Genomic DNA, 10000 nt, shown 5'->3' with positions numbered 1-10000 from the left:
GTGACGCCCGGCCCCTGGGCTCCCGTGTCATCGTCGTGCCCGAAGGCGAACAGCGCCACCGACACCACTGCCCCCATCACGATGACGAGGATGGTCAGCACCACGCCTACCGGCAACTCACCCGCAATGAACCAGAAGGCGGCGCAGGCGCAGACCACGATGATCCCCACCACCGTCAGGGCCAGAGGCGACGCAAAGTCGCGCAACCGCTCCGGCAGGTTTTTGGGCGCAGCAGCGGGCGTATGAGCCGATGTTTGGGCGGGCGACGAAGACAAGGCGAAAACCTCTCACCAAAACGAATCGCTGGAGTTTAACCTAATTTGCGAATCCTGAGCCGACATATCGCTCTAAAATCCCCGACGCTTGCGCACCATGACGAAGGAGATGATCTTGGCCACGGCCTGAAAATGCGTTTCGGGAATGATCTCATCGACGTCGATGGCCGCATAAAGCGCCCGCGCCAGCGGCGGGTCTTCGACAATGGCAATGTCGTGCTCGCCCGCCACCTCGCGGATTTTCAAGGCCAGCGTATCCACCCCCTTGGCCACGCACAGGGGCGCGGGCGTTTCCTCATCATAGCGCAAGGCCACGGCGTAGTGGGTCGGGTTGGTGATCACCACCGTCGCCTTGGGGACATTGGCCATCATGCGCTGACGCGACTTTTCCATGCGGATTTGCTTCAGGCGGCCCTTGACGTGCGGATCGCCTTCGGTCTGCTTGTATTCGTCCTTGACCTCGGTCTTGGTCATCTTCATGCGCTGAGAGAAGCGGAACTTCTGGATGAAGTAATCGGCCCCGCCTTCCAGCGCCATGAACAGGCACACCGCCACCGCCAGTGAGAAAAACACCTCCTTGGCATAGGGCAGCACCATCAGTGGCGACGCGCCGGCCAGACCCGCCACATCGACCGCCCGCCCCTTGAGGATCATCCAGGTAATCACGCCCACGGCGATCAGCTTGATCACCGTCTTGGCGAACTGGATCAGGGCATCAACACCGAACAGGCGCTTGAAGCCCGCCATGGGGTTGAGCTTGGAAAAGTCGGGCTTGAGCTTTTCGGTGCTGAACATAAGGCCGGTCTGGGCCAGACTGCCTATGGCCCCGGCGGCACCGGCCACCAGCAGGATCAGGGCGATGATCGGCAGGACCTGCCCCATCAGGTGGTTGGCGATGGTCAGACCGCCATCCCCCATCAGCGAGTCGCGCAACAGGTGTGGCGCAGCGACGAATACGCGCAACGTCTCGGTCAGCGACAGGGCGATCTTGTCGCCATAGAGCATGACCAAGGCGCACGCCGCGATCAGCGACAGGGCCTGAGGGATGTCGGCGGATTTGGCAACGTCACCCTTTTTCCGCGCCTCTTCGAGTTTTCGGGCCGAGGCCTCTTCTGTCTTGTCTTCGCCTTCGTCTGCCACCTAAGCACCTCTTACAAAGAGGCGCAGGAACTCCTCATAATGCTGAAGGAAGACCAGACCGGTGCCGCCCAGACTGAGGGCGAAGATGGCCAGCCCCAGCAGAACGCTGACCGGGGTGACCGCGAAGAAGATGGGAAAGGCCGGCATGATGCGGCCGATAAAACCGGCCGCGACATTGATAATCAGGCCGAAGACCAGGATGGGCGTCGTCATCTGGATGGCCAGCATGAAGGTATCGCCCACCGTGCGGATCATCAATTGCGTCGCATCGCCCACCATCACCGGGCGCATCGGCGGAAACACCCAGTAAGAGTCGCGCATCCCCGCGATGAACAGGTGGTGCAGATTGGTAGCATAGATCAGCACCAGCCCCAGCATGGCCAGAAAGGTGCCGATCGAGGTTGAGGGCTGGGCCTGCGCCGGATTGGCGGTCTGGGCAAAGGACAGGGTGGTTTGCAGCGATACCACCTCCCCCGCAATGGCCAGTGCCCCCAGAAAGGTGCGCATCAGCATCCCCAGCATCAGGCCGATCACCGCCTCATGGATGATCAGCCCGGCCATGGCCCCCAGCTTGGGCGGCAGGGCGGGCATTTGCGACTGCACCACCGGCACCAGCATCAGGGTGAAGACAAAGGCAAAGGACAAACGCATGCGCGGCGGCACGGCCTGATCCCCCAGCCCCGGAATGAGGATCGCCACCGACCCCACGCGCACAAAGATCAGCATGGCGGTAAACACCACCTGCGACGTACCGAAGAAGGAGGTGACTTCGGTCGGGAAATCCGGAGCGGGCGTAACGGGGATCATAACCGCCACCTATGACGCGATTCTTGCCGCTCAGACAGCGCGTCAGATGCCCGCGATCTTGGTGGCGATTTCCTTCATGAAGCCGGACAACAGCGCCCCCATCAGCGGCAAGACGAGCAGCAGGGTCACGAAGACCGCGATGATCTTGGGGGCGTAGATCAGGGTCTGTTCCTGAATCTGGGTCAGGGCCTGAAACAGGCCGATGACCACACCGACGATGAGACCCACAATCAGAACCGGGGCACAGAGCTGAATGGTCAGCCAGATCGCATCGCGTCCGACGCTGAGAACTTCCGTACCGGTCATGAAAATCGCCCTACACTTTAAGCCACGGACCCCACCGATCCGCTGGGCAGATTTTGCCGATAGCGTGGTTAATTTGTCGTTAACGACGGCCCAATCACTATTTTCAGATCGGCATTCTCAGGATTTCCTGATAGGCGCTGATGACCTGATCTCGGATGGCGATAACGCTTTCCAGCGACGCCTCGGCGGTGGCTACAGCGGTCACCGCGTCGATCAGTTCGGCCTTGCCCTGCGAATGCGCGATCATCTGCGACTCGGCGTTCTGAGTCGATTTCAGCGTCTGTTCCATGGCCCCGTTCAGGACCTTGGAAAAAGACGCGCCCACGTCGTGCGTGCGCGAGCCCTCTTCGTGCAGGCCGGAGACCTGCTTCTGAACGGCCCCGTAGGCCTTGGCGACGAGCATGGGGTTCATTTATCCAGCCTCTAACGCTTCAGGATATCGAGCGTCTTCTGCTCCATAGAGCGAGTCGTCTCGATGACATTGAGATTCGCCTCATAGGCCCGCTGCGCGTCGCGCATGTCCATGCTCTGGATCAGGCTTTTGACGTTCGGGCGTTTGACGTAGCCATTGGCGTCGGCGGCCGGGTGGCTGGGGTCGTACTCCACCTCAAACGGCGTCTCATCGGGCCGCACAGCCGCCAGCTTGACGCCCATGGCGCCGTCGATCTTGGCTGCCTCAAACACCGGAATCTTGCCGCGATAAGGGTCGGCACCCGGCGTCTGACCGGTCGAGTCGGCATTGGCGATGTTTTCCGCGATAATCCGCATCCGCGCCTGCTGCGCCCTGAGCGCGCTGGCGGCGACCGAAAGGGTGGGATGGGTGTCGGTGGTTTTGTTGATCGGCATGATGCGCCCTTAGCCTCTATCTACCCGGTGCCTTGCCCGCCATGCGGATCAGGCCCAGAGACTTCTGGTAAAAGCCCAGAGCCGCCTCATACTGCATGCGGCTCTCGGCCATTTTGAGCATCTGTTCTTCGAGCACGACCGAATTACCGTCCATGGTGGTTTCGGAGTCCGGTGAAACCACCGCCTTGGGGGCGAAACTCCCGCCGCCTTCGACATTCATATGCCCGGCATTGGTCACGCTGAGGCCCAGCCCCGTCTGTTCCTGCTGCCCTTTGAGGACGGAGGCAAAATCGAGCGCCTTGAGGTCGCGCGGCTTGAAACCCGGCGTCGAGGCATTGGCCACGTTCTGCGCCACCAGCTTCTGGCGCTGACCCAGCCAGGTCATCTTCTCTTTCAGCGCCCCAAGGAGGCCGATATTTTCCGTGCTCATGCGCGATGCCTTACCTGTCCGCTGCGACTCAGCCTATGCAGAGCGGCAGGCAAAATATGCCCCCTTGTTGGTTAATGAGGCTTTAAGACCTTGTGCTGCATATCGGGGCGGTGGTCGCGTATGGAGGGGTTGGCCCGATGGATGTCTTTTTAAGTCTGTTGCGGGCGGCCTTTGCGCTGGCCATCGTTCTGGGGCTGGTGCTGGGCCTCGCCTACGCCCTGCGCCGCTATGCACCGCAACTGCTGGCGCGCTTTCAGGGAGAGCGCGGGGAGCGCCGCCTGAGCGTTGTTGAAACCCTTGTCCTCGATCCGGCACGGCGTCTGGTGCTGGTGCGCGTCGATGATGAGGAGCGCCTGCTGCTGTTGGGCGAAGGTCAGGAACTGATCGAGCCGCGCCAACTGCCCGCGCCCAAACCAAAACCCGCCCCCGCCCCTGCGCCCACCGTCAATCGGCCGGTGCTGTGATGCGGATGCCCGACCTTTTTCGTCAGTTCGGCAAGCCGATGCGCAAACGCGACTATGCCCTGACCCTGCTGGGCGGCATTCTCGGTTTCGCCCTGATGATCTTCCCCGGCGACGTGCTGGCGCAATCGGTCAATCTCGACCTGGGGCAAGGCGGCACCCTGACGGCGCGCGTCGTGCAGATGCTGGGGCTTTTGACCGTCCTGTCGCTGGCGCCGTCTATCGTCATCATGACCACCTCCTTTATCCGCATCGTGGTGGTGCTGTCCCTGCTCAGAACGGCGCTGGGCCTGCAACAGAGCCCCCCCAATGCGGTGCTGATCTCGCTGGCCATGTTCCTGTCGGCGGTGGTGATGGCCCCCACCTATCAGGCGGCCTATGATGCCGGCATCCGCCCGCTGATGGATCAGGAGATGGAAATGCCGCAGGCCTTTGATGCGGCCTCCGAACCGGTCAAGACCTTTATGTTGTCTCAGGTCGATGCGGGCGATCTCAACCTGTTTATCCGCCTGTCCAAGGTCGAAAAGCCCAAGGACAATATGGACCTGCCGATCACGGTCATCACGCCGGCCTTTATGATTTCGGAGCTGAAGACGGCGTTTCTGATCGGGTTTCTGCTGTTCATCCCGTTTCTGGTGATCGACCTTGTGGTCGCCTCGGTGCTGATGAGCATGGGGATGATGATGCTGCCGCCAGTAGTGGTGTCGCTGCCGTTCAAGCTGATCTTCTTCGTGCTGGTTGATGGCTGGCGGCTGGTGTGCGGTTCCTTGGTCGAGAGCTTTACCAAGACCGGGGGCGCGGGGGGTTAGATGAAATTCATCGACGATAAATTCGAGCGACTGGGTCAGGACACCCTCTTCTATCGGCACGGTCGGCATCGACCGGCCTATCGCCTGAAGGACGAGGCGCAAGCCATCGCCATTCGCAAAGCCCTGCTGAGCGGCTATGCCCTCATGCTCATACAAATCGTGAGCGTGCCGATACTGGTCTTTATGATCTGGATGCTCGACCCCCAAAACCCGCCCTGGTGGATATTACTGACGACCTTGCCGGGATTTGGCTTTACCTTCTCGATGATGCGTAACCGCCTCAATGGCCTCCTCAAGGATACGCCCCGGCTGGACACATCCATTGTTAACTGAATGGAGCCTAACTTTTACGGGCGACACGTGTAGCCGTGCAGGTCTTGCCACCGCCCCCATCCTGAGTTTTGCGCCAGACTGTGGTTTGGGAAGTTGTTGCCTGTCTGTGACGGTCGAACTGTGATAACTATGTTACGGTCACTTCGTTAAAAGCCGTTATAAATAAAGTTAACCGGATCGCGGCGATTGAACGCTGCGAGACTGTTTTTTTGCGTTTCGACTAAATTTTTTCGGGAGAATTTCAATGTTTTCAAATGCTCAAACGCGCCGCCAGAGTGTTTTGTGGCTGATGGCCGCGCTTTCGGCCCTCGTTGTTTATATGCTGGCCACCACCGTGGCTCTGGCTCAGGGCAAGCAGAATTTCACGCTGATCAACCATACCGGCTACACGATTTCCGAAGTCTATGTGTCGCCCAGCAAGTCGGATAGCTGGGACGAGGATGTGATGGAAGAGGATGTGCTGCCCAACAACGCCAGGGTGGACATCACCTTCAGCCGCAAGGAAAAGGCCTGCTTGTGGGACCTCAAGGTCGTCTATGATGACGGCGAGTCGGCGGAATGGGAAAACTTCAACCTGTGCGAAGTCTCAAGCATCGCGATCAGCTATAGCCGCAAGACCGGCGAAACCTGGGCCACCTACGAATAAGACGGGCCAACGGGTGTTTTTTTGAACAGGCGTCGGTCTTATCGACCAACGCCTGTCAGATATCGTCTTCACCGACTTGCCGCGCACCGTGCAGGATGCGCAGAATTTCGACGTTTTCGCCGATGCGATAATAGATGTTGTAGTTGCCGTGCGACAGGAACCGCACGCCCTGCCCCAATTCATATCTGGCTGCGCCGGACCGCGGATTCTCGCCTAGTGTCCTGAATCTGAAATTCGCATGGGCTTGATATCGCTCTCTGGCGAATTTCAGATTCAACAGGACACTAGCAACTTATTGTATCTAGTATCGTTTTCGAATTTGAAGTTCGCCCGGTTTTCGATACCAAAATGAAGCGAACTTCAAATTCACGATACTAGCCTCAGCGCTTTCTGTTGTAATTCCAGAGTAAACGTCCGTGCCCGCCCAGGTGCATCCTGTGCGATGTACCGCGCAATCTCCCTCAGATCATTTCGGGCCATAGGTGAAAAGGTGACGCGCATTACGCGCGGTCCCGATCTTTTTCCATGTCATCGAGCATGGAAAAGACCTCATCAAACACCTGCTCGGCAGGAATAAACGGCCCTTCCATCCCTTTGGCGATCTCAGCGCGCAAGGCTTCGCGTTGTCGCTGTTTCTCCAGCTCGCGGTCTTCCAGCAGGCGCAGGCCTTCGCGGATCACCTCGCTGACATTGTTGTAGCGGCCTGTGGCGATCTGCGCCTTGATAAAGGCTTCAAAGTGCGGGCTGAGAGCAACCGAGGTCGGCACGGCAAGCTCCTATCTGTTACTAACTGATAGTAACATCGCCGGCTGCCGCCCTCAAGCGCCGCGCGTCAGCCCCTCGACCAGTTGGCGTTTGAAGCCGGGCAGGTCGGTCCACTGCGTCGCCACGCGCACCGGGCGGCCTTTGGCGGGGTCGATCAGGGTCATCCCCTCATCCGACACGCTGAGCGGAAGGGTCTCCATCACCAGTTTCGACTCATCAAAGGCCATTTCGACCGCCACAGCGTCGAATTGCACCGAGCTTTGCTTCGTCAGGTCAAAATCCTTGGCCATCCACGGCGCATTGGGCAGCCACACCTTGCTGTTTTCGATACAGGCCACGGCGAAGGGATCACGACTCTGCCACAGCTTTTGCCAGTCGGCGCCATCCAGCGTCACCAGACCGCAGGTATCGAGCGGCGTAATTGCACAGCTGAGCCAGTCGGCCTCGAAGATCGTGCGCAGCGCCGCCGGATCGACCTTGACGTTATATTCGGCATCGGCCGGCGCAACGCCCTTATAGCCGATACGCACCGAGCCAAACATACCGATAAAGCGCGCCTTTTGCGCCAGCTTCGGTTCGCGCCGCAAGGCTTCGGCCAGTTCCGTGGCCGGACCGACGCTGATGATCGTCACGGGATCGGGTGAGTTCATCACCGTGTCGATCATGGCCTGAGCGGCGTCCTTGCGCACCACGCCGCGATAGGACTCAAGTCGGTAATCTCCGACCCATTCGGCCTGTGCGCCTGTCTCCTCGCCCTTCGGACGACCCATGGCAATGGCCACGTCGCTGCGCCCGGCCAGGGTGAGCAGTTTGGCCGTCAGGCGGGCCTTGTACTGTGGGCTGCCCGCATCCGTGGCCACTAGCTTGAGCGCCAGTTCCGGCCGCCGCAACAGGTAGAGGAGCGCGAAGGTATCATCGACATCGCCGCCGATGTCGGTATGGAAAATCACCGGCACAGGCTTGCGCGTCCTGGCGGTCACAGGCCCCGCCACCGACAGCGCCAAAGATGATAACAGCAGGGTGCGACGGTCGAACATGCAAGGCTCCTTTGCGGCAAGCCTATCGTGCGACCGCCCTCACATCAAGGTCAGAACACTTCGACCGAGCGCGTGCCCTTGTCGCTTAGGGCGCTGTAGGCCGCTGCCGAAGCCCCGTAGATCAGGGCATAGAAGCCGCCCATCAGCAGACTACTGACGAGGGTTTGTGCGAAAAAGACAGGCGTCATCAGAGCCGCGACGGAACTCATGTCCGGACGGCTCATCTGCGTAATCGCCTGCATCCAGCCGCCGCTGGTCCCGACCACCAGCGCAAAGACCAGGCTATAGACGATGATCATAATGACAATCATCACCAGACCCAGCAGAAGGTAACCGCCCAGCAGTTTCCAGCCCTGCCCCTGGGTCAGCTTGAAGCTGCCGAAAATATTGATCTTCCTTTCGGCAAAAGACTGCACCATAACCAGCGACCAGCGGCTGACGATATATAGAAAGGTGACAATGCCGCCAACGACCAGAACAAAAATCAGAATTCCGGCCAAAATTTCGCTGAACTGGCCCACCATGGAGACAATCCCGATCAGTATGGCCAGCGCAATGCCGAACACGATGTAGAACAGAACGAACGCCAGCGCCCACAAAATGCCGACCAGTATTTGCCGAAACTCATCGCCCCCCAGTTTCAAAAAGGCAAAACCACCGGTACCCGGCCGCAACTGGCTGCGGAAGACGGCGCACTGGATGATGGCGGAAGAGATCAGCCCCAGAACACCGGCAATGAGATAGACCGGCACAAGCGCCCCAAGATGGCCGAACACCTGCATCGGGTCGGCATCGGGCGCGGTCTGATAGTTTTGCAGCGCCGTCAGGGCCGGCCCCGCCACCGCCACTATAAGCAGCGACGACACCACACTGACCACCAGATAGACCAGACCCCAGACCAGCACAGCCAGCGGATTCTTCTTGATGATTTCGATGCCCGCAAAGGCAAAATCAACAGACAGCTTCATAACATCCCCTCCCTTTCAGAGTTCGCAACCCTAGCGCAAAAGGCGAGGGACGCAAAGCCCTGCCCTACGCGCAGGCCTAAGAGCATCCGTCAGTTCCGTTAAGCCGCCATATGGATTTAAGCCTATGTTTAATAATGATATTTTCAGAGGATTACACTTTAAGGATCGGTGATGAATTACACAAAAAACCGGGCGGAGGATCAAAAAAAAACGCCGCTCCGTCAGGAGCGGCGTTTTCCGGGATCAAGGCCTTTCGGCCTCCCCCACCCTTGAGGATTTTAGAAGTTGAACCGCACGCCGGCGACGTAGCGCGGGCCAAAGCGTTCAAACTCGATCGGATTGGTCGAAACCGTGCCGTAACGGCGGGCCCCCTGATTGCGCAGGTTCGATCCGTCAAAGAACCATTCCAGATTCTTGTTGATCTGATAGCGCACCGACAGATCGACTTCTTCATCGTCGTCCCAGTAGATGTCGCCGTTATCGGAGGGCACCGCCACGCCGCCAACCATGGTGTAGCCGCCGATATCCTGAATCCAGGCCGTGCGGTACTGATAGGCGAGACGCACGGTCAGGCCGTACTTTTCATAGATCATCTGAAGGTTATAGACGCCTTCGGACGTGCCCGGCAGGTCAGCCTTACGCGCCGGAACGATGATCGGCGAAGCCTTGGTGCCGACATTATAGGCCGGGAGGGTGACTTCCGAGTCCGCCAGCGTGGCCGAAGCCTTCACACCGAAACCGCCCAGCCAGTCCGACCAGCCGAGGTCTTCGACCAGCTTTTCCGCGCTGTAGGAGGTGAACAGTTCCACACCCGACAGCTTACCATCACCGCCGTTACGCAGGGTGGTCAGGATATAGTCCGAACGGTTGGTGGTGCCCGAATTCAGGATGTCAGAGCCAAACGTGGCCGACTGGTTGAACAGAACGTCCTGAATGTCCTTGTAGAAGAAGCCCGCCGACACAAAAGCGGAGTCGCCATAGTATTCCAGATAGGCGTCAAAGCCGGTCTGCTTTTCGGGCTTGGCGTCCGGGTTACCGCCCGAAACCGTCTGGTTCGAGTCGGAATAGGTGAAGTTCGGACGCAGATCGTCATAGTCCGGACGCGAAGCCGTGCGGTTCAGCGAGAAGCGCGCCTTCAGCTTGTCCGTCACGTTCCAGTTCAGGTGAACGCTGGGGT

General features: G+C 59.2%; 16 protein-coding genes and 1 pseudogene. 4 read left to right on the top strand and 13 right to left on the bottom strand.

Going from position 1 to position 10000, the window contains the following annotated elements:
• The 7 genes and pseudogenes from LDL37_RS09855 to flgB form a co-directional block, all read right to left on the bottom strand.
• Nucleotides 1-275: pseudogene (locus tag LDL37_RS09855) on the bottom strand (hybrid sensor histidine kinase/response regulator); the annotation flags it as partial.
• A gap of 72 nt (nt 276-347) precedes the next feature.
• Nucleotides 348-1415, bottom strand: coding sequence for a flagellar biosynthesis protein FlhB (flhB, locus tag LDL37_RS09850; RefSeq protein ID WP_290797446.1), 1068 nt, complete (start codon nt 1413-1415; stop codon nt 348-350).
• Nucleotides 1416-2222 carry a flagellar biosynthetic protein FliR gene (gene fliR, locus LDL37_RS09845; RefSeq protein ID WP_290797443.1) on the bottom strand — a complete coding sequence of 269 codons (807 nt, stop codon included), beginning with the start codon at nt 2220-2222 and terminating at the stop codon, nt 1416-1418.
• A 42-nt stretch (nt 2223-2264) separates the two neighbouring features.
• The gene (fliQ, locus tag LDL37_RS09840) at nt 2265-2528 is read right to left on the bottom strand and encodes a flagellar biosynthesis protein FliQ (RefSeq protein ID WP_107870319.1); all 264 of its coding nucleotides are present in this window, start codon (nt 2526-2528) and stop codon (nt 2265-2267) included.
• Between the two features lie 103 nt (nt 2529-2631).
• Nucleotides 2632-2940: a flagellar hook-basal body complex protein FliE gene (locus LDL37_RS09835; RefSeq protein ID WP_290797435.1), complete on the bottom strand. Its 309-nt coding sequence runs from the start codon at nt 2938-2940 to the stop codon at nt 2632-2634.
• A gap of 11 nt (nt 2941-2951) precedes the next feature.
• On the bottom strand, nt 2952-3374 hold the full coding sequence (flgC, locus tag LDL37_RS09830; protein ID WP_290797432.1) for a flagellar basal body rod protein FlgC: 423 nt from the start codon (nt 3372-3374) through the stop codon (nt 2952-2954).
• A 16-nt stretch (nt 3375-3390) separates the two neighbouring features.
• On the bottom strand, nt 3391-3804 hold the full coding sequence (flgB, locus tag LDL37_RS09825) for a flagellar basal body rod protein FlgB (protein WP_126420420.1): 414 nt from the start codon (nt 3802-3804) through the stop codon (nt 3391-3393).
• Nucleotides 3805-3941: 137 nt separating this feature from the next.
• Here flgB and LDL37_RS09820 point away from each other — a divergent pair, with 137 nt between their 5' ends.
• The 4 genes from LDL37_RS09820 (at nt 3942) to LDL37_RS09805 (ending at nt 6053) form a co-directional block, all read left to right on the top strand.
• Complete coding sequence (locus LDL37_RS09820; RefSeq protein WP_290797427.1) at nt 3942-4268, top strand: flagellar biosynthetic protein FliO; 327 nt, start codon at nt 3942-3944, stop codon at nt 4266-4268.
• Nucleotides 4268-5074, top strand: a complete 807-nt coding sequence (fliP, locus tag LDL37_RS09815) for a flagellar type III secretion system pore protein FliP (protein ID WP_366509237.1) — start codon at nt 4268-4270, stop codon at nt 5072-5074. Before LDL37_RS09820 ends, fliP begins: the two co-directional genes overlap by 1 nt.
• Nucleotides 5075-5407 carry a hypothetical protein gene (locus LDL37_RS09810; protein ID WP_290797425.1) on the top strand — a complete coding sequence of 111 codons (333 nt, stop codon included), beginning with the start codon at nt 5075-5077 and terminating at the stop codon, nt 5405-5407.
• Between the two features lie 244 nt (nt 5408-5651).
• Nucleotides 5652-6053 (top strand): argininosuccinate lyase, encoded by a 402-nt coding sequence (locus LDL37_RS09805; RefSeq protein WP_290797422.1) that lies wholly within the window; start codon nt 5652-5654, stop codon nt 6051-6053.
• A 55-nt stretch (nt 6054-6108) separates the two neighbouring features.
• On the opposite strand, the gene LDL37_RS09800 is transcribed toward LDL37_RS09805, so the two are convergent.
• The 6 genes from LDL37_RS09800 to LDL37_RS09780 all read right to left on the bottom strand — a co-directional run.
• Complete coding sequence (locus LDL37_RS09800; RefSeq protein WP_290797419.1) at nt 6109-6330, bottom strand: type II toxin-antitoxin system RelE/ParE family toxin; 222 nt, start codon at nt 6328-6330, stop codon at nt 6109-6111.
• Nucleotides 6331-6419: 89 nt separating this feature from the next.
• Nucleotides 6420-6554, bottom strand: coding sequence for a type II toxin-antitoxin system RelE/ParE family toxin (locus LDL37_RS16455; RefSeq protein WP_366509236.1), 135 nt, complete (start codon nt 6552-6554; stop codon nt 6420-6422).
• Entirely contained in the window at nt 6554-6820 is a 267-nt protein-coding gene (locus LDL37_RS09795) for a type II toxin-antitoxin system ParD family antitoxin (RefSeq protein WP_290797416.1), read from the bottom strand. The genes LDL37_RS16455 and LDL37_RS09795 overlap by 1 nt, the downstream gene beginning before the upstream one ends.
• Nucleotides 6821-6871: 51 nt before the next feature.
• Nucleotides 6872-7855: a nucleoside hydrolase gene (locus LDL37_RS09790; RefSeq protein WP_290797413.1), complete on the bottom strand. Its 984-nt coding sequence runs from the start codon at nt 7853-7855 to the stop codon at nt 6872-6874.
• Between the two features lie 50 nt (nt 7856-7905).
• The gene (locus LDL37_RS09785; RefSeq protein ID WP_290797410.1) at nt 7906-8823 is read right to left on the bottom strand and encodes a hypothetical protein; all 918 of its coding nucleotides are present in this window, start codon (nt 8821-8823) and stop codon (nt 7906-7908) included.
• Between the two features lie 278 nt (nt 8824-9101).
• Nucleotides 9102-10000: TonB-dependent receptor (locus tag LDL37_RS09780; RefSeq protein ID WP_290797408.1), on the bottom strand; the 899-nt coding region annotated here is incomplete at its 5' end.

Source organism: Asticcacaulis sp., from assembly GCF_020217185.1.
In the GTDB taxonomy this organism is placed as follows: domain Bacteria; phylum Pseudomonadota; class Alphaproteobacteria; order Caulobacterales; family Caulobacteraceae; genus Asticcacaulis.
This window is presented reverse-complemented; position numbering and strand designations above follow the sequence as displayed.

Bases quoted from the DNA above. Each gene is read 5' to 3' on its own strand.
- fliR (WP_290797443.1), bottom strand. From the start codon at position 2,222: ATGATCCCCGTTACGCCCGCTCCGGATTTCCCGACCGAAGTCACCTCC.
- fliQ (WP_107870319.1), bottom strand. From the start codon at position 2,528: ATGACCGGTACGGAAGTTCTCAGCGTCGGACGCGATGCGATCTGGCTG.
- LDL37_RS09835 (WP_290797435.1), bottom strand. From the start codon at position 2,940: ATGAACCCCATGCTCGTCGCCAAGGCCTACGGGGCCGTTCAGAAGCAG.
- flgC (WP_290797432.1), bottom strand. From the start codon at position 3,374: ATGCCGATCAACAAAACCACCGACACCCATCCCACCCTTTCGGTCGCC.
- flgB (WP_126420420.1), bottom strand. From the start codon at position 3,804: ATGAGCACGGAAAATATCGGCCTCCTTGGGGCGCTGAAAGAGAAGATG.
- LDL37_RS09820 (WP_290797427.1), top strand. From the start codon at position 3,942: ATGGATGTCTTTTTAAGTCTGTTGCGGGCGGCCTTTGCGCTGGCCATC.
- fliP (WP_366509237.1), top strand. From the start codon at position 4,268: ATGCGGATGCCCGACCTTTTTCGTCAGTTCGGCAAGCCGATGCGCAAA.
- LDL37_RS09810 (WP_290797425.1), top strand. From the start codon at position 5,075: ATGAAATTCATCGACGATAAATTCGAGCGACTGGGTCAGGACACCCTC.
- LDL37_RS09805 (WP_290797422.1), top strand. From the start codon at position 5,652: ATGTTTTCAAATGCTCAAACGCGCCGCCAGAGTGTTTTGTGGCTGATG.
- LDL37_RS16455 (WP_366509236.1), bottom strand. From the start codon at position 6,554: ATGCGCGTCACCTTTTCACCTATGGCCCGAAATGATCTGAGGGAGATT.
- LDL37_RS09790 (WP_290797413.1), bottom strand. From the start codon at position 7,855: ATGTTCGACCGTCGCACCCTGCTGTTATCATCTTTGGCGCTGTCGGTG.
- LDL37_RS09785 (WP_290797410.1), bottom strand. From the start codon at position 8,823: ATGAAGCTGTCTGTTGATTTTGCCTTTGCGGGCATCGAAATCATCAAG.